Annotated in this window: 24 protein-coding genes, 1 tRNA gene and 1 other RNA gene; 13 read left to right on the top strand and 13 right to left on the bottom strand. The window is 64.4% G+C overall.

Features of this window, described 5'->3' with window-relative positions; genetic code table 11:
- The first annotated feature begins 152 nt into the window (after positions 1 to 152).
- A complete protein-coding gene (locus tag ACL02S_RS09940; RefSeq protein WP_412802025.1) occupies positions 153 to 398 on the top strand; it encodes a ribbon-helix-helix protein, CopG family in 246 nt (81 codons plus the stop codon).
- A gap of 4 nt (positions 399 to 402) precedes the next feature.
- Positions 403 to 837, top strand: a complete 435-nt coding sequence (locus tag ACL02S_RS09935) for a type II toxin-antitoxin system VapC family toxin (RefSeq protein ID WP_412802024.1) — start codon at positions 403 to 405, stop codon at positions 835 to 837.
- Positions 838 to 1,062: 225 nt separating this feature from the next.
- On the opposite strand, the gene ACL02S_RS09930 is transcribed toward ACL02S_RS09935, so the two are convergent.
- From ACL02S_RS09930 to ACL02S_RS09900, 7 genes are all read right to left on the bottom strand, one after another.
- Positions 1,063 to 1,135 (bottom strand) — tRNA-Ala (locus tag ACL02S_RS09930).
- 197 nt (positions 1,136 to 1,332) lie between these two features.
- Positions 1,333 to 4,062 (bottom strand): cation-transporting P-type ATPase, encoded by a 2,730-nt coding sequence (locus ACL02S_RS09925; RefSeq protein WP_412802101.1) that lies wholly within the window; start codon positions 4,060 to 4,062, stop codon positions 1,333 to 1,335.
- A gap of 264 nt (positions 4,063 to 4,326) precedes the next feature.
- Positions 4,327 to 5,064: a DsbA family protein gene (locus ACL02S_RS09920; protein WP_412802023.1), complete on the bottom strand. Its 738-nt coding sequence runs from the start codon at positions 5,062 to 5,064 to the stop codon at positions 4,327 to 4,329.
- Positions 5,065 to 5,174: 110 nt separating this feature from the next.
- Entirely contained in the window at positions 5,175 to 6,569 is a 1,395-nt protein-coding gene (locus ACL02S_RS09915; RefSeq protein ID WP_412802022.1) for an MFS transporter, read from the bottom strand.
- Positions 6,559 to 8,202, bottom strand: coding sequence for a phosphoglucomutase (alpha-D-glucose-1,6-bisphosphate-dependent) (gene pgm, locus ACL02S_RS09910; RefSeq protein WP_412802021.1), 1,644 nt, complete (start codon positions 8,200 to 8,202; stop codon positions 6,559 to 6,561). Before pgm ends, ACL02S_RS09915 begins: the two co-directional genes overlap by 11 nt.
- A gap of 47 nt (positions 8,203 to 8,249) precedes the next feature.
- Positions 8,250 to 8,471, bottom strand: a complete 222-nt coding sequence (locus ACL02S_RS09905; RefSeq protein ID WP_412802020.1) for a hypothetical protein — start codon at positions 8,469 to 8,471, stop codon at positions 8,250 to 8,252.
- A 525-nt stretch (positions 8,472 to 8,996) separates the two neighbouring features.
- Complete coding sequence (locus ACL02S_RS09900) at positions 8,997 to 10,508, bottom strand: MFS transporter (protein WP_412802019.1); 1,512 nt, start codon at positions 10,506 to 10,508, stop codon at positions 8,997 to 8,999.
- Between the two features lie 120 nt (positions 10,509 to 10,628).
- Between ACL02S_RS09900 and ACL02S_RS09895 the strand changes: the two genes are divergently transcribed.
- Complete coding sequence (locus ACL02S_RS09895) at positions 10,629 to 11,324, top strand: TetR/AcrR family transcriptional regulator (protein ID WP_412802018.1); 696 nt, start codon at positions 10,629 to 10,631, stop codon at positions 11,322 to 11,324.
- 39 nt (positions 11,325 to 11,363) lie between these two features.
- Positions 11,364 to 12,662, top strand: a complete 1,299-nt coding sequence (locus ACL02S_RS09890) for a D-arabinono-1,4-lactone oxidase (RefSeq protein WP_412802017.1) — start codon at positions 11,364 to 11,366, stop codon at positions 12,660 to 12,662.
- Between the two features lie 45 nt (positions 12,663 to 12,707).
- On the opposite strand, the gene ACL02S_RS09885 is transcribed toward ACL02S_RS09890, so the two are convergent.
- Positions 12,708 to 13,460: an SIR2 family NAD-dependent protein deacylase gene (locus tag ACL02S_RS09885; protein ID WP_412802016.1), complete on the bottom strand. Its 753-nt coding sequence runs from the start codon at positions 13,458 to 13,460 to the stop codon at positions 12,708 to 12,710.
- A gap of 276 nt (positions 13,461 to 13,736) precedes the next feature.
- On the opposite strand from ACL02S_RS09885, the gene ACL02S_RS09880 reads away from it, so the two are divergent.
- On the top strand, positions 13,737 to 14,150 hold the full coding sequence (locus ACL02S_RS09880) for an arsenate reductase ArsC (protein ID WP_412802015.1): 414 nt from the start codon (positions 13,737 to 13,739) through the stop codon (positions 14,148 to 14,150).
- Between the two features lie 75 nt (positions 14,151 to 14,225).
- On the top strand, positions 14,226 to 14,630 hold the full coding sequence (locus ACL02S_RS09875; protein ID WP_412802014.1) for a VOC family protein: 405 nt from the start codon (positions 14,226 to 14,228) through the stop codon (positions 14,628 to 14,630).
- 165 nt (positions 14,631 to 14,795) lie between these two features.
- On the opposite strand, the gene ACL02S_RS09870 is transcribed toward ACL02S_RS09875, so the two are convergent.
- A complete protein-coding gene (locus ACL02S_RS09870; RefSeq protein WP_412802013.1) occupies positions 14,796 to 15,545 on the bottom strand; it encodes a helix-turn-helix domain-containing protein in 750 nt (249 codons plus the stop codon).
- Between the two features lie 26 nt (positions 15,546 to 15,571).
- On the opposite strand from ACL02S_RS09870, the gene ACL02S_RS09865 reads away from it, so the two are divergent.
- From ACL02S_RS09865 to ACL02S_RS09845, 5 genes are all read left to right on the top strand, one after another.
- Complete coding sequence (locus ACL02S_RS09865; protein ID WP_412802012.1) at positions 15,572 to 16,510, top strand: serine/threonine dehydratase; 939 nt, start codon at positions 15,572 to 15,574, stop codon at positions 16,508 to 16,510.
- 104 nt (positions 16,511 to 16,614) lie between these two features.
- A complete protein-coding gene (locus ACL02S_RS09860; RefSeq protein ID WP_412802011.1) occupies positions 16,615 to 17,157 on the top strand; it encodes a thioredoxin family protein in 543 nt (180 codons plus the stop codon).
- A gap of 332 nt (positions 17,158 to 17,489) precedes the next feature.
- Positions 17,490 to 18,143 (top strand): SRPBCC family protein, encoded by a 654-nt coding sequence (locus tag ACL02S_RS09855; RefSeq protein ID WP_412802010.1) that lies wholly within the window; start codon positions 17,490 to 17,492, stop codon positions 18,141 to 18,143.
- Complete coding sequence (locus ACL02S_RS09850) at positions 18,143 to 18,550, top strand: ArsR/SmtB family transcription factor (RefSeq protein ID WP_412802009.1); 408 nt, start codon at positions 18,143 to 18,145, stop codon at positions 18,548 to 18,550. Before ACL02S_RS09855 ends, ACL02S_RS09850 begins: the two co-directional genes overlap by 1 nt.
- A gap of 209 nt (positions 18,551 to 18,759) precedes the next feature.
- Positions 18,760 to 19,689 carry a hypothetical protein gene (locus ACL02S_RS09845; RefSeq protein ID WP_412802008.1) on the top strand — a complete coding sequence of 310 codons (930 nt, stop codon included), beginning with the start codon at positions 18,760 to 18,762 and terminating at the stop codon, positions 19,687 to 19,689.
- A gap of 9 nt (positions 19,690 to 19,698) precedes the next feature.
- Here the strand turns inward: ACL02S_RS09845 and ACL02S_RS09840 are convergent, their stop codons facing one another.
- A complete protein-coding gene (locus ACL02S_RS09840) occupies positions 19,699 to 20,562 on the bottom strand; it encodes a phosphotransferase (protein WP_412802007.1) in 864 nt (287 codons plus the stop codon).
- A 1,006-nt stretch (positions 20,563 to 21,568) separates the two neighbouring features.
- Between ACL02S_RS09840 and ACL02S_RS09835 the strand changes: the two genes are divergently transcribed.
- Both ACL02S_RS09835 and ACL02S_RS09830 read left to right on the top strand, forming a co-directional pair.
- Complete coding sequence (locus tag ACL02S_RS09835) at positions 21,569 to 21,952, top strand: type II toxin-antitoxin system RelE/ParE family toxin (RefSeq protein WP_412802006.1); 384 nt, start codon at positions 21,569 to 21,571, stop codon at positions 21,950 to 21,952.
- Positions 21,949 to 22,290, top strand: coding sequence for a helix-turn-helix domain-containing protein (locus ACL02S_RS09830; RefSeq protein ID WP_412802005.1), 342 nt, complete (start codon positions 21,949 to 21,951; stop codon positions 22,288 to 22,290). Before ACL02S_RS09835 ends, ACL02S_RS09830 begins: the two co-directional genes overlap by 4 nt.
- A gap of 127 nt (positions 22,291 to 22,417) precedes the next feature.
- On the opposite strand, the gene ssrA is transcribed toward ACL02S_RS09830, so the two are convergent.
- The 3 genes from ssrA to ACL02S_RS09815 form a co-directional block, all read right to left on the bottom strand.
- Positions 22,418 to 22,788: a transfer-messenger RNA gene (gene ssrA / locus ACL02S_RS09825) on the bottom strand.
- A gap of 78 nt (positions 22,789 to 22,866) precedes the next feature.
- On the bottom strand, positions 22,867 to 23,340 hold the full coding sequence (gene smpB / locus ACL02S_RS09820; RefSeq protein WP_040781289.1) for an SsrA-binding protein SmpB: 474 nt from the start codon (positions 23,338 to 23,340) through the stop codon (positions 22,867 to 22,869).
- Positions 23,337 to 23,573 (bottom strand): hypothetical protein, encoded by a 237-nt coding sequence (locus ACL02S_RS09815; RefSeq protein ID WP_412802004.1) that lies wholly within the window; start codon positions 23,571 to 23,573, stop codon positions 23,337 to 23,339. Before ACL02S_RS09815 ends, smpB begins: the two co-directional genes overlap by 4 nt.
- Positions 23,574 to 23,734 lie beyond the last annotated feature (161 nt).

Here is a 23,734-nt window from a genome sequence, read left to right as displayed (position 1 = left end):
CTCATCGATCTGTGGCGGCATCTGGCGAGCGGCGCGAAAGCTATAGACGACGGGCTGACATTCAATGAATCCGAAGGTACGGCAAGCAGGATTCGGCGGTCATTACGCTGGTCGACCTACCCGTCAAGTTATGGCGGAGGTACCATAACCATATGGCGTTGAAGAAGACTACTGTCATGGTCGACGAGCATGACCTGGAACTGATCAAACAGGCCGCCGCCCGTGAAGGCAGGCCCGAGTCCGAGCTCTTCCGCGAAGCATTCCATCTCGCGGCGATCCGCAGTCGCCGCTGGAACGAAGACTGGGATATCCCCACCTTCGATTTCGGCAGGCCCGTGAGTCCAGTCGAGATCGATCGCTCTGTCCGAGAAGGAATCCACCAGACCGAGGACAGGTGAGCCGGTGATCCTCATCGGGGACACCTCGGGTCTCGTCGCCGCATTCAACCCCGCAGATCCAGCACACAGGCTCTCCCGGTCCGCATTACAGCAAGCAGCCCTGACAGTGCTATCACCGTTGGTTCTCCTGGAAATCGAGCACGTGCTGACACGCAACGTGAATCGAAACGCGGCTTATGCCGTCAACGATTGGCTACTCGCCCAGGAGAAGATCGGGCGCATCGAGATCGCCGACGTGTCAGCTGCGGTGCTCCTGGTCGCCCGGCGGGTCCAACGACAGTACTCCGCACTCGAGCTCGATCTGACCGACGCCACGAATGTCGCTGTCGCGGAGCGATACGAAACCGCCGACGTGCTGACACTGGACCGCCGGGACTTCCGGGCTGTCACCCCACTGACCACGCACGGATCGTTCCGCATTCTGCCGGAAGACCTGTGACAATATGCTGACACGCGGCGCGGGAACCTGCGCCCGGTGCCGAATAACGATCTACTCGACAAGACGAAACGCCCTGACCTGAGTCGGCGAAGCGCGATGCGCTGGATTCGATGGACACTCTGTTCGGCACCGCCGTCAATCATCTCGGCAGCCGAATATCTGAGAACTGAGATAATCAGAAAGGGCCAGGTCCGATAAATCTCCGAACCTGGCCCTCCATTCGAGTGGAGCTAAGGGGACTCGAACCCCTGACCCCCACACTGCCAGTGTGGTGCGCTACCAGCTGCGCCATAGCCCCTGGTTGTCGCGCTCCGGGCTTCCCCTTCGCGCTTGAATGAAGTTACACCAATGGTGTGCCGGCAACCAAATCGCCTCGATCCGGCGCTTCGAAATACACGGATCGGCCCACACGGCGGGCCTCCTACCGTGGCAGAGCGGCAGGCGGCAGGAGTGCAGACGGGCGACTTCGATAGCCATACACATCCGCGACGAAGCTCAGAGATGTCGCCGACGCAGACGCTTGTCGATGGCGACGATGAAGACGGCCACCATAGCGATGGCGAGAATGCGCAGCCATACTCGACCGTCGATCGGTGCCGTATCGAATATCGTGTTCATCGCGGGCAGGTAGGTGATGGCGAGTTGGCCGATAGCCTGACAAACGACGCCGACGATGATCCAGGGATTGGTGAACACGCCGATCCGCCACGTCGAGTGAATCAGCGAACGGCAGCTGAACAGGTAACAGGCTTCGACCACGACGAACAGATTCAGCGCAGCGGTTCTGGCTTCGGCGAGATCGGCGCCGTGCGCGAGTTCCCATTCGAACAGCCACCAGGAACCCACGACCAGCAGTGCCGATACCAGCAACGTTCGCATCAGGAGAGCGCGGGTCAGAAGCGGCTGGTCCGGGTCGCGAGGCGGCCGGGCCATGATCCCGGATTCCTTGGGTTCGAAGGCGAGCATCAATCCGAGTGCGACAGCGGTGGTCATGTTGATCCAGAGGATCTGAGTGGGCAGGATCGGCAGGGTGGCGCCTGCCGCGATGGCGACCAGGATCACCAAGCCTTCCCCGATATTGGTCGGCAGGGTCCAGGTGATGAACTTGACCAGATTGTCGAATACGCCGCGACCTTCTTCTACGGCGGCTTCGATGGTGGCGAAGTCGTCATCGGTGAGCACCATATCGGCGGCGTCCTTGGCGACCTCGGTGCCGCTTTCGCCCATGGCTACGCCGATATCGGCCTGCCGAAGAGCGGGAGCGTCGTTGACGCCGTCGCCGGTCATGGTCACTACATGGCTGCGGGCCTGCAGGGCCTCGACCAACCGCAGCTTCTGCTCTGCCGAGACGCGGGCGAACACGCGAGCTCGGTCGACTGCCTCGGGGAACTGCTCGGCGGATAGCGCGGTCAGCTCGGTGCCGGTGAGTACCGTCGTGTCGTTCTGATCGTGCGGATCGAGCAGGCCGACGTGGGTGGCGATAGCGGTGGCGGTGGCGGCGTGGTCGCCGGTGATCATTTTCACCGCTATGCCCGCGGTATGGCAGGCCGCCACCGCGGTGGGTGCGGCGGTGCGGGGCGGATCGAGCATGGCCTGTAATCCGGTCAGGATCAGACTGTGGGCCAGGGCCTCTTCGCGAAATTCGCCAGGGTCGGATACCGGGCACATGGCGGTGGCCAGGACCCGTAATCCACGACCGGCCAGGTCATCGGCCACGCGCAGGACCTCGTCCCGGTGCAGGGGCTCGGCGCTCCCCGCGGAGTCAAGCTGCGCGGCGCACAGGTCGAGTACCCGTTCGACAGCGCCCTTGACCAGAGCGACATGCTCCGCCTCCGACGCGGAAGTGGTGTCGCGGTGCAGGGTGGCCATGTATCGGCGGTGGGAGTCGAAGGGGATTGTCGCTATCCGGGGAATGGTCGCCGCAATGTGATCCCGGTCGAGCCCTGCCTTGGCGGCGACCACCAGCATCGCGCCTTCGGTCGGATCGCCGATGACATCCCACTGCCCGGTCTCATGAGTGAGAGCGGCGTCATTACAACCAGCTCCGGCCAGCAACGACCAGTGCAATGCCGGATGCGATCGCACGGCGGGCGGTTCGCCGTCGAGGTCGTGCAATGTCCCCTCCGGGGCATAGCCGGAACCGGTGACCTCGAATCGGCCCGCTGGTGTCCAGACGATACGCACGGTCATCTGATTCTCGGTGAGAGTGCCGGTCTTATCCGAACAGATGACGGTGGTACTGCCGAGGGTTTCTACTGCAGGCAACTGCCGGATCACTGCCCGCCGCCGCGCCATACGCGCGACCCCGATCGCCAGAGTGATCGTGACCGCGGCGGGCAATCCCTCCGGAATGGCACCGACCGCGAGCGCGATCGCCGCGGTGAATGTCTCCACCGCGTCCTGCCCACGCAACAACCCGATCCCGAATGTCACGGCGGCCAAGGCGAGGATGCCGACAGTAAGGATCTTGCTGAACGCGGCGAGCTTCTGTGTCAACGGCGTCGCCAGCTTCTCGGCGGCTCCTACCAGGCGGTGGATCTCACCGAGCTCGGTGTCCGCACCGGTGGCGACCACGATTCCGGCTCCATTTCCAGTGGTCACCAAGGTGCCCGAATACAACATATTGCAGCGATCGGCCACCGGGATCCCCTCGGGCAACATCATCTCGCCTTTACGCACCGGTACGGACTCACCCGTCAATGCCGACTCGTCTACCCGGAGTTCCGTCGACCGCAGCACGCGCAGGTCGGCGGGAATCTTGTCGCCCTCGTCCAGCAGAACGAGATCGCCGGGCACCAGGTCGGCGGAGGACACGGTCCGTTCGTGACCGTCACGTACCACTGTGGCGTCGGTACGCACCATCGACCGCAATCCTTCGAGCGCGGCCTCGGCTTTGGACTCCTGGATGAAGCCGATCACCGCGTTGACCAGTACTACGGCGAATATCACCGCCGCGTCGACGTATTCTCCCAGCCCTGTGGTGACTATGCCCGCACCGAGCAGCACATAGATGAGCGGGTGGTGGAACTGGCGCGCTAGCCGCACCAGCCGACCAGCGCCGTCGACGGCGGGCAAGGTATTCGGCCCGAACCGGGTCAACCGCTCAGCGGCCTCCTGGCTGGTTATGCCGTGGCGTCGGTCGGTCTCCAGCAGCAGCACTACCTCGTGGACCGGTAACCCATGGTGGGCAGTGGACGGTCGGGCTACCGACTGGGATACCGACATTGCCATCACATCACCTCGCCACACCCTGTTCGGGTCCCGCCGCGGATTCGTATTCTCGGGGCTGCTCGACCCCGGCACACGCCGAGAACAGTCGCCCAGCCGTAGTGCCTTCCCAGGGTCCACGCCGCCGATCACCGTCGGATAGAGCCAGTCGACCCGACGGATCGAGGGCTTCCGACCTACATCCGTACCCACACGCGGGCGATGCGCCGCACCGGCCGCCATATCCGCACGGTCCGCTCGGTGCCGTGCTCCGCCTACCGGTCACTCGGTGAGTGCGGCCACCCAATTCTCGTCACCGACATCGACCTTGGTCGTACCGTCGAAGACCGACGGGGTGGCCGCCGACCCACCGAGCGCGTCGCCGAGGGCGGTGGTCTGCGCTGTCGCAGTGGTGCGGGCGGCATCGACCTCGGCGCCGGTCTCGATGCACTGCATTACCGGCTCCCCTGCTCCGGCAGTGCGAGCGAGTGCGGCGAGCTCCGTATTATTCAGGTCGGCGCCGCCTTCGCTGGGGCGTTTCGTCGTGAACAGATCGGTGTGGAATCGGGAGTAGACCGGGCCTGATCCCGCTTCGGCGACACACCGGCTCGCGGCAACAGCGCGGGTGGAGTAATCCTTGCTCTTCGAGCGGTCGTCCAGGAAGTTCACCAGGCGGTATCGGACAGCGAGTGCGCCGGTATCGATCTGCTCGGCGATCTCCTGGCCGTAGATGCGCTCCAGGTTGCCACAGCCGGGACACAGCGGGTCTTCGAAGATCGTGATGGTCTTCTTCGGCTCAGGGCGACCGAGCAGAATCGAGCCGTCCTGCTCGAGCACTGCTCGCACCTCGGTATCCCGCACCGAACCGTAGCCGTCATTGCGGACGGCCACGTCGTCCCGTCCCCACTGGAACGCGGCGATGACAATCAACACGATCAACGAGACAGCGACCCCACCCAATGCGTAGGTGGTCGCATTGGACATCGGTCGCGGTGTGTAATTCGAACGCGATTCGCTCACAGGGACACTGTGCCGCAACCAGCCACCGATCCGGTATCCGGGCCGGATATTCCTGATTCACCCGGCCTGCGTTCGGGTGGCCGGCGAGAGCACACCACAGCTGTCCGCGATCAGCCGGCCGATACCTGCTTGCGGTAGGGGGCCTGCCGCACTGCTCCCGGATCATCCCCTACCACTGCGTGCTCCCCCGCGATCACCGCGGCTCCGACCACGGTGGGTGCAGCAGGCTCGGCCCGAACCGGCTGTGGCTCGGCGGCAGCCACACCGCCGCTCATACGGTCGGAGGCGGGCTCCGGGTGGGCGGCATCCCGGCGCCGGAGTGGCTCAGGCACCGTGGCCCAGCCGATCGCGGCGAGAGCGAGCAGCGCACCGGTCACGCCGAGAGCGAGTTCATAGGAAAGTTTCTGGGCGAGGTAGCCGATGGCGATAGGACCGATGACCGTGCCGAAATCCGCGGCCATCTGGAAGCCGGCAAGCACAGGACCGCCGCGGGCCGCCGGACCGATGATGTCGGCGACGGCGGCCTGTTGTGTCGGCGTGAACATCCCTGAGCCGAGCCCGGCGAGAAAAGAGCTGGCCAGCAGCCACGGAAAAGTCATCGCCAGGCCGAGTCCCGCGGTACCGGCTGCGCACACCAGCAAACCGGCGATCACGAACGGTTTTCGACCCCATCGATCGGATGCGCGTCCCGCGGCGAACAAGACCGAGACATTGCCTGCCGCGAAAGCCGTCAACGCGACACCAGCCATCCCCGGTGCTCGGTGCAACACTTCGACGACCAGCAGCGGCACCAGCGCCATCCGCACCCCGAACACAGCCGCGCCATTGGCGAAGTTCGACAGCAGCACCGCCCGGTATTCCGGCCGCGCCCATCCCTCCCGGAACGACATCAGTCGTACCCCACCGACCGGCTCCGGAGCGGCCAGTGCCGAATTCCGCAAGCTCAGATACACCGCGAGGGTCACGCCGAGCAGCGCGACCGCGTAGATCACAAACGGCCAGCGCAGCCCGAGCCCGGACAACATGCCGCCGACCAGCGGTCCGGTCACCGAGCCGACCAGGAAGCTGGTCGACCACAACCCGGATACCCGGCCGCGTTGGTCGGGCGGCGACATCCGGATGATCAGCGCCAGCGACGAGACCGTGAACATGGTCGACCCGATGCCGCCGAGAGAACGCAGCACCATGAGTTGCCAGTAGCTCTGGGCCGCGGCGCTTGCCCCGGTGGACAGCGCGACGATCAGCAGCCCACTGAGATAGACCGACCGCTCCCCCAGCCGTTGCACCAGCCGCCCACTCGCCGGAGCGAACAGCAGGCGCGTCAAGGCGAACGCGGAGATGATCGCCGAGGCGGCCGCTACGCCGACACCGAACCCGCGCGCGAACTGTGGCAACACCGGAGCTACCAGGCCGAACCCGATAGCGATGACGAACGCGCCCGCGAGCAGCACCCAGATTTCGACCGGCAGTGACGCGGCTCTCTTGGTGGTCGACCTACCGAACACCGGACAGCGCCTGCCCTACCAATTCCTCCGCGGCTGTCTGCACCTCGGCGAGGTGCTCGGGGCCGTGGAACGACTCCGCGTAGATCTTGTATTTGTCCTCGGTACCGGAGGGGCGAGCGGCGAACCACGCGTTCTCGGTGGTCACCTTGAGGCCACCGAGCGGCGCCCCGTTGCCCTGTGCCCGGGTGAGCACATCGGTGACCGGCTCTCCGGCGATCTCCTTGGTAGTGATCATGTCCGTAGTCAACTGCGCGAGCAGCCGTTTCTGTTCCGCGGTGGCGGGCGCGTCGATCCGCGCGTAGGCGGGGCTGCCGTAGCGGCGTTCGAGTTCGATATAGCGCGCCGACGGGCTCTGTCCGGTGACCGCGGCGATCTCGCCTGCGAGCAAGGCGAGCAGAATACCGTCCTTATCGGTGGTCCACACGCTGCCGTCCATCCGCAGAAACGACGCGCCCGCGCTCTCCTCCCCACCGAAAGCCAGGCTGCCACTGAATAATCCGGGCACGAAGAACTTGAATCCGACCGGCACCTCGTACACGTCCCTGCCGAGCACCGAGACCACCCGGTCGATCATCGATGAGGTCACCGCGGTTTTACCGATCTTGGTCAGCGCGTCCCAGCCCATCCGGTTGGCCACCAGATACTCGATGGCTACCGCCAAGAAATGATTCGGGTTCAGCAACCCGCCATCGGGTGTGACGATGCCGTGGCGGTCGGCGTCGGCGTCGTTTCCGGTGGAGACATCGTAGTCGTCCTTGATCCCGATCAACGAAGCCATGGCATACCGCGAAGACGGGTCCATCCGGATCTTGCCGTCGCTGTCGAGGGTCATGAACCGCCAGGTGGGATCCACGGACGGGTTGACGACTTCGAGTTCGAGATCGTAGCGCTGGCCGATCTCCTCCCAGTAGTCCACGCTGGCGCCGCCCATCGGGTCGGCACCGAGCCGGATGCCCGCACCACGGATCGCGTCCAGATTCAGCACATGGGGCAGATCGGCGACGTAGTGATCGAGGTAGTCGTAGCGCTGCACACCGGTTTTCCGCGCTCGCTGCAGGATGGTGCGCTTGACCTCGGTGAGCCCGTCGCGCAGCAATGCGTTGGCGCGGGCGGCGATGGCATCGGTGGCCGTGTTGTCGGCCGGGCCACCGTGCGGTGGGTTGTATTTGAAACCGCCGTCGCGCGGCGGGTTGTGCGACGGCGTGACCACGATGCCATCGGCCTGATGGGCAGTGCCGCCGCGGTTATGGCGCAGCACAGCGTGGCTCAGAGCGGGGGTCGGTGTGTATCGGTCACGTGCGTCGATCATCGCGGTCACCCCATTGGCCGCCAGCACTTCGAGCGCGGTGGTCCACGCGGGCTCGGACAGTGCGTGGGTGTCTCTGGCCAGATAGACCGGTCCCGTGATGCCACGGGTGGCACGGTATTCGACGATCGATTGGGTGATCGCGAGGATATGTGCCTCGTTGAAGGAATTGTCCAGGCTGCAGCCGCGATGTCCCGAGGTCCCGAAGACCACCCGCTGCGCTGGGTCCTGCACATCCGGTACGCGGCTGTAGTAGGCCGTCACCAGATGCGCGATATCTTCCAGATCAGTGGGACGCGCGGGACGCCCGGCTCGATTGTGGGCCATGCTCGGGTCTCCCTTCCATATCGGCTGCGCCCGGCTCGTCATCAGAATCATGCCCGCGACCACCCGGTCGCCGCTGACCCCGCGGCCACGTCGCTCACCTCTACCATCGACCGGATGTCCGCGCGGCCGAACCCGAGCGACGTGGTCGGCGCGGCACGGAAGCCGGTCCCCGCAGCAGCATGCCACGGAACGCCGGTCCCCGCGCCGCTCAGATCGCCGAGCCGCGCCGAACCCACAATGATAACGGCCGATCCGAGCCGCGCCGTCATTGATCACCTCCCTGCCACGCCGACGACCTGTCGGTCCGTCGGCGTACTCCGCCGGTCACCTTCCGCGTCGAACAGCACGGTGCACCGCGCCGCGGGCCACCACTGTCCTCCTGCGGGAGAACTCGTTCGCGAACCACTCATTGCCTGACCACCTTCGGTCGTGCCGTTCTCGTCGATCGCCGAACCGAACTACCTACCACCGCGCCATACCGAACCGATCACTGCCGCCCTGCCGCCCCCGGACGGATCGAGCGCTCAGCGCACCACACTCGATCCGAGGAGTCTACGAACCCCGCCAACCGAGCAGAGCGGGTGGTGCGGCCATGGCGCACACCGAAACCGAGATGCGGGCCCAGCAGCCTCTTGGCTACCCACACTGTCGCGGTCGGAATCATCGATATTCCGGTTTCCTGCCGATGCCGAAGCAGCCCATGACATTACCGACGAGCCGGAGGGAAAACCCTTGCGCCTTTTCGGAAAGAAAACGGCCCGGCCGCAACGATGCCCGGCAGTGCGGGGAACCTGTCAGTGGGCGAGCACCGGCTCTCCCTCAGCGGGCGCGGGCACCGTGCTCGGCATCAGCATCGCGGTGAGGACACCACCTGCCACGAAGATCGCTGTGGCCCACCAGAAACTGGTGACGTAGCTCTCGATGGCGGCGTTGGCGACGGTCAGCGGATCGGGCGTGCGAACGGACAGGTAGTCGGTTGCCGCGGAGGCGGCGATCGTGCTGAGCAGCGCTGTGCCGATCGATCCACCGACCTGCTGGCTGGTGTTGACCATGGCCGAGGCCACCCCGGCGTCCTCGTGCTGCACACCCGAGGTCGCCCCTTGGAAGGCGGTCGCCATCGCGCCACCGAGACCGAGACCGAGCAGGACCAAGGCAGGCAGGATATGGGTGAGGTACCCGGTGTCCATACCGATCCTCGTCAACCAGGCCATACCAGCCGCCGAAATCAGGAATCCACCGCTGACCACGATCTTCGGCCCGATCTTCGGCAATAGCAGCGAAGGGGTGGTTGTCGAGGAAACCACCATCGCGGCGACCATCGGCAGGAACGCCACACCGGTCATGATCGGCGAGTAGCCGAGGGTCAACTGCATGTAGTAGGTGAGGAACAGGAAGATCGCGAACATCCCGATGCCCATGACGAAGACCGTCAGATACGAGGTGCCGCGCATACGGTCCAGCACGATCCGCATCGGAAGCAACGGATGCGCGGCTCTGGTCTCCAACCAGACGAACACTGCGAGCAATACGACGCCACCGAACAGGGAGGCCAGAGTGACACTATCGGTCCACCCGTCCGATTCCGCGTGCGAGAAACCGTAGACGATGCCGAACAGGCCCGCGGTGACCGCGACAGTGCCGGGGATATCGAGCTGTGGGCGTTCGGTGCCCGCGTGCTTAGCCAGCAACAGCACAGCGCCGACCAAAGCCACCGCCGCGAAAGCCAGGTTGACGAACATCACCCAGCGCCAGGAGGCCCACTCGGTGAGCGCGCCGCCGAGCAGCAGGCCGATGGCGCCGCCGGTACCGGCCACCGCGCCGAAGATACCGAATGCCTTCGCCCGCTCGGCTGGCTCGGTGAAGGTCACCGTGAGCAGCGATAGCGCGGCAGGCGCCAGTAGTGCGCCGAAAACACCCTGTCCGACGCGTGCCGCGACAAGCATCCCGAAACTGGTGGCAGCGCCACCGACCGCGGAGGCAACCGCGAAACCGACCAAACCGATGATGAAGGTGTTACGCCTGCCGAACAGATCGCTGAGGCGCCCACCGAGCAATAAGAGACTGCCGAACGCCAACGCGTACCCGGTGACCCCCCAGGAGCGGTCACCGTCACTGAAGCCGAGGTCGTGCTGCGCGGCGGGCAATGCGATGTTCACCACGGTCGCGTCGAGCACCACCATGAGTTGAGCGACACCGAGTACGGCGAGTACCCACCACCGCAGTGCGTGCGAGCCACGCCTGCCGCTTCCTGCCCCATCTCCCGCCTCATCGAGGCCGGACGCACTGTAGTCGACCGTGCTTGTCATGTGTTTCCTTCATATCTTCGAAGTCTTAAACGGAGGAAGCATCTCCACTTGACTGAAGAAGCTATCACAATAACGGAGATCACTCCTCCACTTAATCCGGAAGGTTGATAGAATGGGGGTGTGAATCACGCCACGCTCGCCTCTCCACCCCGGCGCCTGCGAGCCGATGCCGCACGCAATCAGCAGCGGATCATCGCCGCGGCGCGCGAACTGTTCGCCGACCACGGACTCGAGATCACCCTCGACGACGTAGCCGAACGAGCAGGCGTCGGCGTCGGCACGGTCTACCGCCGCTTCGCCAACAAGAAGGAACTGATCGGCAAGGTCTTCGACCAGAGCCTGAGCGATTTCGCCGACGCGGCCGATACCGCCTGCCGCAACCCCGACCCCTGGTTCGGACTCGTCGAATTGTTCGAGTACGCCTGCAGGCATATAGCCACCAACCGCGGATTCAGCGAGATAGTCCTCGAACTGGAAGACGACGAGACCGACCGTTTCGCCATCGTGCGCGACCGAATCAAACCCGCCGTGACCTCCCTCTGCGCGCGGGCACGCGACGCGGGCGTCCTCGCAGAGGGCATCGAGCCACCGGATTTCTTCGCACTCGTCCATATGGTCGATGGCGTCGCCGAATTCGCCAGGCCGGTCAATCCCGAGGTATGGCAGCGGTACATGGCTATCGCACTCAACGGCGTACGCGCGGACGGCACACCCCGCCGGGATCTCGCCGTCCCACCGCTGAGCGACGAGGAATTCGAACAAGCCAAACAACACCTCAGCTGCTCTGGCCGCAGAAAAATAGCAGAACCACGCTAGAGGTAGCGCGGGCCATACTCACTCCGTAAAGTTGGTCACATGACCAACTCGTGGGTGAACTGGGCGGGCGATCAACGCTGTACCCCCTCGACCCTCGCCACACCGCATTCCGTCGACGAGGTGGCCGATCTACTCGCCGCCGCCGAGGCCGACGGGCACCCCGTGCGAGTAGCCGGCGCAGGCCATTCGTTCACCGACACCGTCCTCACCAACGGCACCCTGCTGAACATGGAGAAGCTGAACCGCGTTCTCGACATCGACCGGGAGACCGGCTCGGTCCGGGTCGAGGCCGGCATCACGCTGAACGCCGTGAGCAATTCCATGCACGAACACGGCCTCGCCTTCCCCAACCTCGGTGATATCGACGTGCAGACCGTGGCCGGGGCCACCGCCACCGGCACCCACGGCACCGGCTCGACTCTGCAAAACCTCTCCGCCGCAATGCATTCGGTAGAACTGATGCTCGCCGATGGCAGCCGGGTCGAGCTGAACGAACAGAGCGACCCCGATGGCTGGCGCGCGGCCAGGGTCAGCGTGGGCGCCCTCGGCGTGGTCACTGCCGTAACCCTGCGGATGGTGCCCTCCTTCGTACTGGAGGGCATCGAGCGTCCGATTCCGGTGGACGACATACTCGCCGATCTGGATTCTTTCGTCGACGGCAACGAGCATTTCGAGTTCTATATGTTCGCGCACAGCCCGCTGGCCATGACCAAACGCAACAACCGTGTGGCGCTGCTCGAGCAACCACGCGGTAAAGCAGTGGACTGGTTCGCCGATATCCTGCTGTCCAACTACGCCTTCGACGCGTTGTGCAGGCTGGGCCGACGGCAACCACGCCTGATCCCGGCGATCCAACGCGGCGCATCCCATGCGGGTAGCTATCGCCGCCAAGTGGATCGGTCCTACCGGGTGTTCGCCTCACCACGGTTGATCCGCTTCACCGAGATGGAGTACGCCATCCCCCGTGCGCACTCCGTCGAGGCGATCCGCGAGATCAAAGAGGTGACCAAGAAATTCGATACGCCGATGCCCATCGAGGTCCGGTGGGTCGCACCCGACGACGCGTTCCTCTCCCCGGCGGGCGGCCGCGACACCTGCTATATCGCGGTGCACCAATACCGCGGTATGGATTTCGAACCGTACTTTCGTGCCTGCGAAGCGGTCTTCGACCGATATCAGGGACGCCCGCACTGGGGTAAACGCCATTTCCAAACCGCTGCGACCCTGCGCGAGCGCTATCCCGAATGGGACCGGTTCGCCGAGGTGCGCCGTCGCTTCGATCCGAAAGGTCGCTTCACCAACACCTATCTCGATCGGGTGCTCGGTCCTATCGGCTGAACCGGGGCCACCTGAGTAGTTCGACCGCGGTCGACAGAACCCTGCTCAGCCGCGGTCGGCGAGAATCTCCGCGACCAAACGGGGCACGGCGGTTCCGATGGGGTCACGGATGATCTCGGTAGCCATGGCGTCATAGGGTGTTGCTTCGGCGTTGACGATGACCAAGTCGGCGCCGTTGCGTACAGCGATCGAACACATCGACGCGGCAGGCTCGACCTGCAGCGAGGTTCCGATGGCCAGGAAGATATCGCTGGTCCCCGCGATGATCGTCGCCTCGGAAACGGTCCGGCTGTCCAGTTGCTGACCGAACATGATGGTGTCGGCCTTGAGGATCCCGCCGCAGTCCGGGCACGGCGGATCGGATTCACCGGCTGCCACACGTGCCAAGGTAGCGGCCATGGTGCCCCGGTACTGGCATCCGACGCACACCACATCGAACATATTTCCGTGGATCTCGATCACTCGCTCCGGTGCGAACCCGGCCCGTTGATGCAGACGGTCGATGTTCTGCGTAATGATGGTGACCTCCCGGCCCGCCCGCGCCAGATCCGCGAGTGCGATATGCGCGGCATTGGGCGCGGCCTGCCAGGCCGGATTGTCCCGCCGAGCCAGCCAGGCCCGCTTCCGTAGTGCCGCGTCGGCCATATAGCTCTGATAGGTCGAAAGCAGTTCGGCGATCGGGTCCTTCGTCCATACCCCACGCGGGCCACGAAAATCCGGGATGCCCGAATCGGTCGAGATACCGGCACCCGTGAGGACCCCGATCCGACCGGTACGACTACGCCACTGAGTGGTCACAACTATCAAGCCTAGAGGCCACGGCGACCACGACTGTCCCCGGACGAAAGCGTGCCGCGATCCGCACGAGTCCGGTAAGGCGGGGCCGAGCCCGCCTGCCACGGCCGGCACCTGCCATATCCCGGCTGCACCACAATGATCGACTGCGCACTGGTATACGTATCTCGTACGCTACGAATGCGTTTCGTCTCCGCACTATGTCGAACAACAGAGATATGCCGGCCGATGGATCCGGCAGCAGGCACACACGCTCCACCGCTCCGCGAAAGGGTTCCCATGCCACACAAACCCAGTGTGCTATTCGTCGGCGTGCGCAACACAGGCCGTTCGCAGATGGCCGCCGGGCTGCTCACCGCACTCGCGGGGGACCGATTCGATGTGCGATCCGCGGGCAGCGCACCCGCGGAGACACTCGACCCGACGGCACTCGAGGTGATGGCCGAGATCGGTATCGCTCTCTCCGGCCTGCGCCCCAAACCACTCACTATGGACGCGGTCGGCATCTCCGATGTCGTGGTCACCATGGGATGCGCTGATGTCTGCCCGTTCTTTCCCGGTATCAGCTACCGAGATTGGATGCTGCCCGATCCCACCGGTCAACCCATCGATGTGGTGCGCGCCCTCCGGGACCACATCCGCATCCTGGTGGAGAACCTGATCGCCGAACTGGTCCCGACGCCGACCCGCTGAGCTCCTGCCGGATCCGGTTGCCTGCCTGTCCGAATTGTTCAAGACCATGTCCGACCCACTGCCTACGCTGTCGATATGACCCCACAACTCGACTTCATCGGCATGATCGTCACCGACATGGCCGCCTCGGTGGCCTTCTACCGGCGTCTGGGACTCGACTTCCCCGCCGATTCCGATCAGCAGGAACATGTCGAGGCCGCCCTGCCCAACGGGCTACGACTCGCGCTCGACACCGAAGCCCTTGTCAAGTCCTTCCACTCCGAGTGGACACCACCGACCAGTCGAGGGCGTCTCGGAATCGCCTTCAGTTGTGCCGACCCAACAGAAGTGGACACGATATACGACGAGCTCGTAGCCGCCGGGTACCACGGCGAGAAAAAGCCATGGGATGCCTTCTGGGGGCAGCGATACGCAATAGTGCACGACCCGGACGGCAATAGCGTCGACCTGTACGCCGCCCTCCCGACCGCCACCCCGTAGTCGAGACGGGTGTCACCGTGACCCGAGCAACGGTCGACGGTCATGACAGGTGCGCAGCGCGCTCCCTGTCCGGGCGTCGGCCGTCTGCGCCCGAATGTACATACCCGAGAACGTCATTCGGGCTCCGGACGCAGGGAGACCATGCGGGTCGGAGCCGGACCGGGATCAGGGCCTGGCGAGCAACTGTCCTAACGGAATCCCGGTCAGTGCGCGTATCTCCCTGGACAGGTGCGCCTGATCGGCGAAACCCGCCATGATCGCGGTATCGGCGAGCGGCATACCGCCGCGTGCCACCGTCAGAGCACGCTGTAGGCGCAACACCCTGGCCAGTGTCTTGGGACCGTAGCCGAAAGCGGCCATGGAGCGCCTGCGCAGCGTTCGCTCACCCAATCCGGCCGCTGCGGCGACCGCGGGCACCGATAGACCCGCCCCCAATCCGGCAACCACCTGCCGCATGAGCGGATCGGCCGGTTCGGCATCGGCCGCCCGACACAGCACGATGTCTTCCAAGGCCATAGCCCGATCCGCAGCGACCTCCAGCCGGCCGATCAGCGCCCTGACCACCGCTGCGGGCCACAGCTCGGCGAGATCGAGGCGTAGATTCCGCACCTGGTGCGCCGGGACTCCGAGCAGTGCGGGCGCCGTCCCTGGAAAGAAACGGATACCGGTGTACTGCTCGCCTTCCGATACGACGGGGTAATGCGCCCGCGTATCCGGTCCTGCGACGATCAGCCGACCTGGCGCCCAGATCAGATCCATACAACCGTCAGGAAGCACAGGTAGCGCTGAACTGCGGCCACAGACGGTTTTCGTCCACAACACAGCACCCTGGTACCGCGACGCTCGCTCACGGTAACCACCCGCGGCCACGACATCCACCTCGCCGAGGCTATCGGAGATCGTAGATACTGACATAGCCAGCCGTTGTCCGGAGGAGCATTGTGGAACTGACGCACAGCGAAGTGAAAGCCGCGGCCGAGCGCATAGCCGGCCGGACAAGGCCGATTACCGTCGCACCGGCCGATAACACGGGCACGCTGTGGTTCGCACTGGAATTCATGCAGCACACCGGTAGCTTCAAAGCCCGTGGGGCGCTGAACTTCCTGCTCGCTCATCGAGAGAACGGCACACTACCGCAGGCTGGTGTGACGATCGCCTCCGGCGGAAATGCCGGGCTGGCCTGTGCCTGGGCGGCCCGCAGCCAGGGGATCGCGGCGACGGTGTTCCTGCCGACCACCGCACCGCGGGTGAAAGTGGACAAGTTGGCTTCTTATGGTGCCGATGTCCGGCTGGTGGGTACGCAGTACGCCGATGCGCTCGCCGCCAGCCGTACATACGCCGATACGACCGGCGCCCTGCTCTCTCATGCCTACGACAATCCGCTCATCGCGGCGGGCGCGGGCACACTCATGCTCGAGATCCATGAACGCATCCCCGATCTCGACGCCGTCGTGGTCGCCGTAGGCGGAGGTGGGTTGTTCTCCGGAATCGCTACCGCCGCCGATCACTACGGCATCCGGGTCATCGCCGTAGAACCCGCCCGTTGCCGCGCGTTGCACGCCGCGCTCGAGGCCGGGCAGGTGGTCGATGTGGATATCGACTCGATCGCCGCCGACTCGCTCGGCGCCAGGCGGGCCTCGGCAATGGCGCTGGCCGCCGCGCAGCACTACGACGTGGACTCGGTACTGGTCGATGACGCGGCGATCATCGCAGCCCGCGACGCACTGTGGCGGGAACACCGGATCGCCGTCGAGTACGGTGCGGCGACCGCGCTGGCCGCCGTCTCGCCGGACGCACCAGCATTCCGGCCCGCATCCGGCGCTCGGGTATGCGTGGTGCTATGCGGGGCGAACACCGACCCATCGGATCTGACCAGGTAGAATCGGCGCCACGCCGAGCGACGATTTATCGGTGGATTTCCGACGAATCGGACGATTCGGGGTACGCTCGCGCTGTCGTCTTCGATCCCGACGGAAGGCACACCATGGCGCAGACCTCCCTCATGGTTCCACTGGGCACCGCACTACCCGACTTCGCTCTTCCCGATCTCGACCAGCGCGTCTACACCCGCGCCGACTTCGAAGGCGCCCCGCTGCTTGTCGTCTTCGCCTGCAATCACTGTCCTTACGTCAAGCACATCGAGGCGGCTCTCGGCGAACTGGTCGACTCGCTGGGGCCGGCCACCGTGGCGATCTGCGCCAACGACGCGACCGCCTATCCGGAAGATGCGCCACTGCGGTTACGTGACCAGGCGATCCGGGCGGGCTGGACATTCCCTTATCTCATCGACGAGACCCAGAGCACAGGGCGAGCGTTCCATGCCGCGTGCACCCCGGATTTCTTCCTCTATGACGCGAATCTCGAACTCGCCTACCGCGGCGCGTTCGACGAATCGACGCCGGGAAATGGGAAACCGTTGACCGGAAACAGCTTACGCGCCGCCATCGAGGCCGTACTGGCAGGCAGACCCGTCCCAGAACCGCACCAGCCGAGCATGGGCTGCTCGATCAAATGGCGGGACGGCTAACCCCTTCCTGACACATACACGATGAACCGGGACGAGCCGATTCGGCCGCGCCGTCGACCATCGCCTCCCGATTTCCCGGTCGAGCCTTCTGCACGGTCACCGACCGCATGACGCCGGTGCGCGCCGGATAGCTCCACACCCGCTGGATACCGCAGCATCAGGGACCGAATGCGATGCGCTGCTTCCGGCCACCCGCGATATCCGCGGGCACATCCGCCGGCCAACCGGTTCGCACTCAGCGCCAGAACTCCTTCGCCAACCCGGCTCCGTCGGATCTTGCACCAGGATCACGCGGAATATAATATAAGTTATAACTTATAAAAGGAGGGTATGTGTTATCGACCGACCCCACCACCAGCGCTGGACTGGTGATCCGCGAAGTCCGCACCGGGGCCCGTAACGGTGTCCCGACCAAGATCGCCATTGCCCAGCGCGACTACCCGACCGACCGAGCCGACCTCTGGGAGGCACTGACCGATATCGAACGAATTCCGCGCTGGTTCCTGCCGATCAGTGGTGAGCTACAGGTCGGCGGGCGCTATCAGTTCGAGGGCAACGCCGGCGGAGTCATCGAACAGTGTGACGCCCCGCAACGCCTGGCCATGACCTGGGAGAGGGGGGCGCAGATGTCGTGGCTGACGATCGAGTTGACCGCCACCGACGAAGGCACCCTACTGGAGCTGAGACACGAAGCACCGGTCGATCCCGAGCTGTGGTCGCAATACGGACCTGGTGCGGTAGGCGTGGGATGGGATCTCGCTCTACTCGGCTTGGCTCTGCACCTGTCGAGCGGAACCCAAGTGGACCCAGCCGAAACACTGACATTTCCAGCCACCGCAGAAGGAAGAGCCTTTATCCAGGCAACCGCCCTCGCCTGGGCCGAGGCAGCCATTGGCGCCGGTGACGACCCAGCTGCCGCTCACATGGCCGCGACACAGACCATCGGCTTCTACACCATCGCACCGGAGGACGATCCACAGTCCTGATGGAGCACTCCCCAGCGAAGATCTTCGAAGCCCTCGGCGACCCGGTGCGCCGCTACATCCTCGAACTGGTGGCGACCGGCGAGCAGTCCGTCAGCGCGATAACCTCCGCGGTGCGACAACGCTCACCGATCTCCCAGCCCGGTGTCTCGCAACACCTCAAAGTACTGCGAGACGCCGGGCTGGTGCGCGTCCGCGCGGATGGCACGCGACGGCTCTACCGCATCGAAACCGATGGTCTGCACACAGCCCTGACCTGGCTGTCGCGGATAGCCGACCCACTTGCGCCGTTCACTCAGCCACTGGATGCCCTCACCACCGAGATCGCCCGCGGCAAACGCGCTCGCCGCATCAGCGGGCCCGGCGCAGACACCGGAGCGGAAACCGGCAGACAAGCAGGCCATGCCTGATACGTGCGGCCGCTCAGCGCGCAGTACGGATCGCACCCTGACCAACACCGAGCAAGCAGCATCCGGAGTACAGCCGGGAGCACCGTGGGAAATCCGTTGGCACCACGCGTTCATCAGCCGTGACACACCCTGCACACTGCGAGCACGGACCGACCCCACCGACCTGCCGAACCCTGAATCCAGCTAAGCTGACCGAAGATTCGAAAGGGGTGGGAAGATTGGCAACGATCGTCCTTGTCCACGGTATTGCACAGCAACAGGGCTCGGCCGATACTTTGGAGGCCCGCTGGCTGCCCGCTCTCGCCGGCGGTGTACGCAACCACGGCGCTGAGGAACTCGCCGATCGACTGTGGCGCGACGGCGCCCCTGGCAGCCTGTCGACGCGTATGGCGTTCTACGGCAATCAATTCCTGGCCGAGGGTGCCCAAGGCGCGGGAACCGAACTCGACGATACACAACTCGATCTCATGGAGCAGCTCGCCGCGGAATGGCTGACGACGGCCGCGACACACGCGAGTGACAAGCGCGACCGCGCGACCGCTTTCCGCCTCGGCACTCCCCCGCCACCGGATGCGGTCGCGCAAGGCGTAACGGCGACACTGCGGCCCGCTATCAACGCACTGATGCGACTACGCTGGTTCGCGCCATTCGGCTTCGGGCTGGCACAGAAGTTCGTGGTAAGCGCCCTGTCTCAGGTAGTCGGCTACTTGACCGACGAGAAGATCCGGGAGTACGCCCAACAGCGAGTACTCGAACAGATCGGTCCGGATACCCGGCTCGTCATCGCACACTCGCTCGGCAGCGTGGTCGCCTATGAGGCGCTGCACCACACCGACCACCCGGTCACCCTGCTGACCATGGGCTCGCCGCTGGGGCTGCGCACGGTGATCTACGACAGGCTGCGCCCGCAGCCGACCATTGTGCCGAAATCGGTGACGGATTGGCGCAATCTGGTAGACGAGGACGATATCGTGGCGGCTCATCTCGAGCTCGCCGAGCTCTTTTCGCCCTGCCCCGGTTCCACGGTCGTCCCGATCACCGAGCAGTACCTCGACAACGGTTCATCACCACATGACTCGACCAACTATCTGACAAAGGCCACCACCGGCGGCATCGTGGCAAAAGCACTCGGGCACTGACCGACCCGGTTAATCGAGGTCACCCCACCCCGGCCATGGCCGCATGCCCCCGTCGCCCCGTAGATATGCCAGGCGACGAACCGCTTGGCGCTGATAGACGGGATGATCCGCCGCGGCTCGCATCGTGTGCAGGGCCATACGAAATTCTTGGATGTCACGTAACAGGTAGAAACCATCCCAGCGCGTCACATCGCAGCCGTACCCAGTGCAGAAGTCGGCGTATTGCGCCGCGTTGATCGATGCCATCGTCCAACATTCGATCGCCGCGTGCACCAGATCCCATTCCGGCGGGCCGATCACCATCCGCCCCAACCCGGTCAGAATCACCTCATCGTCATCGGTGACCACCACATCGTCATCCCAATCATCGGCATGGATCACCGACCATGACCTGCCCGGCGGCAAGGCCTTCCATCGACCGCGCAGTTCTTCCAAATGCGCACGCATCCAATGCCGGTCGTCCTCGGACATCGTCCGCGCGGCGGTGATGTCCTCCGCCATCCGCGCCAGCGGGGCCAGCCTGCGCAGCTCGAACTCCGGCAACGGCAACCGATGTAACCGCCCCAACGCCCCGGCAACCTGTGTGAGTGTCCCGGGGTGATGCGGGGGCAGATTCTGCCAAAAGGTCACCGCACGACCGTCGACCAGCACCGGCTGCGGAATATCCGGGACCAGACGTACCGTGGATACCCCACATGCGTCCAGCCATCGAGCCATGGCCACCTCTCTACTGGCCACCAGCTTCTTCCCTCGGCCACCGATCCGTACGACCACCCCATCGGGCAGCTTGTACGCCGTCTGCGGTCCTACGACCTCGGCACCCTCGGCATCGATCCCGACGCGTACGCAGGCGGCCCACAGAATCGACCGCATGCCGTTTTCCGCGACGCCCGACGTCATGTCGACCCCCGGCGTCCCCACCGACCGCTGCTCCCTATCTGGGAGCAGTAGTACTGCATCTCGGCTTCGAACGTCATAACAGCCATCCAGATATTAGGGGGCTAACACCCGTTTTCCCTGCTCAACAGACGTTACCACCCCATGCTACCCACGATTAGCAATCGATCAGAATCCTACCGATTTGACTGAATTGTCCGAATTGCCGATAGCTCGGTCGTATGACATGGCGGAACATCGAGACAACTCCAGCAACAGCGAGAAGCACCCGCGCAGCAGTGCGTGCATCTGGTGCGATCACCCTTCAGCGCCCAGGAACTGTTGCGTGGCAAAATATTCGACTGTCACTACAGCACCGGCATGAGTCCCCGGCTACCCAGCCGCCGAGCGATCGGCCCACCGATCGAGAACACTGCCGTAACCGGACAGCGTGATCACCGAGCAGATCCCGGACTCAGCGGTATATCCGACCACCCGCCCTCCCTCCGGTCACGCCTGGGCATAGGCGATCAGGGGCCCGACCCCGAACTTCCCCACACCGCGCACTCATGAGATGCCTTGCAGCACTGGCTCACCCCCGAAAATCTATCGATCCAGCTGTGTCACATACCTTTCGATGAGGCCCCGATGAAATCCGGCCCTCCATGGCACTGACCCGAGCTGCCTTCGACCGCCGAACCGATCCCGGACTCACCCAAGCCGATCTCGCCGAACGCACCGGCCGCACCCGAGCCGAAATCTCGTGCATCGACGGCTCCGACACCGCGCCAGCCCTCCCCTGCTCACCAAACTCGCCGCCGCCTTGGACGCAACCCACTCGGACCGATCTGTTAGGAAACTTCACCGAACTGTGGAAACGGGGTAGGCAATACCGCTGAGTCAGGAATTCCCGCAACTATGATCAGGCGTTGATCACTAACACCGAGCGCCAACTCAGCAGACTTCTTGCTATATGTCGTTGACGACATATATTCTTGATACCGTGGGTGAACTGTTCACCATCGAAATCGAGCCCGAAGTGCGGGACTGGCTGGAGGCGCTACCAGCCAAGCACTTCCTCAAAATCGACGAATATGTCGGCCTGCTCGCCGAACAAGCAGAGTCGCTGGGCGAACCATACGCCCGATATCTCGGCGACGGGGTCCGCGAGCTACGCCCGACGCTGGACGGTGCCGCCATCCGCATTACTTACTGGATTGCACCTGAACGGCGAGTGATCCTGCTTACGGTATTCCGCAAGACCCGCATGAGGGAAGATGTCGAGGTCAAGCGTGCAAAACTCGCCCAACAGACCTGCCGGACCCAACACGAGCCCGCTCATCAAGAATTCATCCGCACAATCGAGAAGGGAGAACTGGACCGATGAACCACACACGCTGGAAGACCCTCCGGGAACGCAAGCTCGCCGAGGGCTACACCGAACCCGACGACGTCACCGAGGCCCGACGCGAAATCCGGCTCTCCATGGCACTGGCCAAAGCCGTCTACGACCGCCGAACTGAACTCGGACTCACTCAGGCCGACCTCGCCGCACGCGCCGGCCTGACCCAAGCCAAAATCTCGCGCATCGAAGGCGCCGACACCGTGCCAACCCTCCCCTTGCTCACCAAACTCGCCGATGCCTTGGACGCCACCCTCAACATCGCCATCGACGCCGAGGACACCCGAGTCACCTTCACCGACCACCACACCGACGCCGCCTGAACCTGGCCCTCTCCCACATATCTCGACCTCCGGCAAAGCAATTCGGATAAGGGCGCCACAAGAACGAGAAAGGCGGTCCTACCCGTCCCCGAGGTCCTTTCGGACCTCGGTTCGAATAAGACCGCCTCGGTGGAGCTGCCGGGAATCGAACCCGGGTCCTCCGCCGTGTTTCCAGGGCTTCTCCGTGTGCAGTCCGCTGTGTCTCTACTCGGATCTCCGGGTCCCGCGAACAAGCCCGGATGACGATCCCAGTCGCTGTTCGATGTTCCGTCCTACTCCGCGACCGAGTAGGACGGTGAGCCCTCTAGCTGATGCCGGCACCGGAGCCGAGGGCATGCTCCGGGCCGACAGAGTCGCTCTGCTGATCAGGCAGCGAGAGCGTACTCGCGCTGATGAGAATCGGCGCTTAATTGGTTGCAACGACGCTTACGGTGGTCTCTTGCCTGCACCGACACGCTTCCCCTGAATCTACGTACGCAGTCGAAACCGTTCAGCCCCGTGCGTCCCGGCGCTTTGCCGGGCTGTTCATGTTAACACCGTCCAGCACACGGATCATCCCGTTATTTCGGGCGGCGATCACCGCATGCCTTTGACCCGCCGTCCCAGCTCCCTGGTGACCTCGCGCTCGGCAGTGCGCCGGGCCAGGTCCTGACGCTTGTCGTAGTCCTGCTTGCCCTTGGCGAGAGCCAGCTCGACCTTCACTTTGCCGTCGGAGAAGTACATCGACAGCGGTACAAGCGTCTGATTGCCCTCGCGGGACTTTCCGACCAGCCGCTCGATCTCGCGCTTATGCAATAGCAGCTTGCGCACCCGGCGCGGCGAGTGGTTGGTCCAGGTGCCGTGACTGAACTCGGGGATGTGCAGCCCGCGTAGCCACACCTCGCCGTTGTCGACCGTCGCGAACGCGTCAACGAGCGAGGCCTTACCTTCCCGCAGGCTCTTCACCTCGGTGCCGACCAGCGCGATCCCGGCCTCGTAGGTGTCCAGGATCGTGTAGTTGTGCCGCGCCCGGCGGTTGGTCGCGATGACCTTGCGGCCCTTCTCTTTCATGTCTCCTCTATCGTCCCGTATGCCCAGCTGGGCAGTTCTTTCTTCACCGACATCCGCACCTCGGTCCCGCGTTGGTCCGTTTCAGCAGGCCCGACCCGTCGTATCAATGCCGTAAGAGTCTTCCGCACCGGACGGCCACAGGTGTGGGTACCGATGGTCAGCGCCACCGCCGTGCTGGAGTGCCCAACCAGCTTACGGATGCGCTCAGGATCGACCTCGGCACCGAACGACAACGAGACGAGGAGGGATCTTCCGTCGTGATGGCGGTCGGCCTGCCGTTCGGATACGAGCTGGTAAATCGTCCGCCCTCAGGTGGCAGGAACGCAAACGCATTACCTTTCCCTCGGTGCACCCGAGCGCGAGGCCGAGTAGCGCGATGCCGGGGGAAGTATCC

This window comes from Nocardia spongicola, assembly GCF_047200775.1.
Taxonomy (GTDB): Bacteria; Actinomycetota; Actinomycetes; order Mycobacteriales; family Mycobacteriaceae; genus Nocardia.
This window is presented reverse-complemented; position numbering and strand designations above follow the sequence as displayed.

Bases quoted from the DNA above. Each gene is read 5' to 3' on its own strand.
- ACL02S_RS09840 (WP_412802007.1), bottom strand. From the start codon at position 20,562: ATGCGGTCGATTCTGTGGGCCGCCTGCGTACGCGTCGGGATCGATGCC.
- pgm (WP_412802021.1), bottom strand. From the start codon at position 8,202: ATGGCCCACAATCGAGCCGGGCGTCCCGCGCGTCCCACTGATCTGGAA.
- ACL02S_RS09830 (WP_412802005.1), top strand. From the start codon at position 21,949: ATGAACCACACACGCTGGAAGACCCTCCGGGAACGCAAGCTCGCCGAG.
- ACL02S_RS09870 (WP_412802013.1), bottom strand. From the start codon at position 15,545: ATGTCAGTATCTACGATCTCCGATAGCCTCGGCGAGGTGGATGTCGTG.
- ACL02S_RS09925 (WP_412802101.1), bottom strand. From the start codon at position 4,062: ATGTCGGTATCCCAGTCGGTAGCCCGACCGTCCACTGCCCACCATGGG.
- ACL02S_RS09890 (WP_412802017.1), top strand. From the start codon at position 11,364: ATGACCAACTCGTGGGTGAACTGGGCGGGCGATCAACGCTGTACCCCC.
- ACL02S_RS09875 (WP_412802014.1), top strand. From the start codon at position 14,226: ATGACCCCACAACTCGACTTCATCGGCATGATCGTCACCGACATGGCC.
- smpB (WP_040781289.1), bottom strand. From the start codon at position 23,340: ATGAAAGAGAAGGGCCGCAAGGTCATCGCGACCAACCGCCGGGCGCGG.
- ACL02S_RS09880 (WP_412802015.1), top strand. From the start codon at position 13,737: ATGCCACACAAACCCAGTGTGCTATTCGTCGGCGTGCGCAACACAGGC.
- ACL02S_RS09850 (WP_412802009.1), top strand. From the start codon at position 18,143: ATGGAGCACTCCCCAGCGAAGATCTTCGAAGCCCTCGGCGACCCGGTG.
- ACL02S_RS09860 (WP_412802011.1), top strand. From the start codon at position 16,615: ATGGCGCAGACCTCCCTCATGGTTCCACTGGGCACCGCACTACCCGAC.
- ACL02S_RS09940 (WP_412802025.1), top strand. From the start codon at position 153: ATGGCGTTGAAGAAGACTACTGTCATGGTCGACGAGCATGACCTGGAA.
- ACL02S_RS09905 (WP_412802020.1), bottom strand. From the start codon at position 8,471: ATGACGGCGCGGCTCGGATCGGCCGTTATCATTGTGGGTTCGGCGCGG.
- ACL02S_RS09900 (WP_412802019.1), bottom strand. From the start codon at position 10,508: ATGACAAGCACGGTCGACTACAGTGCGTCCGGCCTCGATGAGGCGGGA.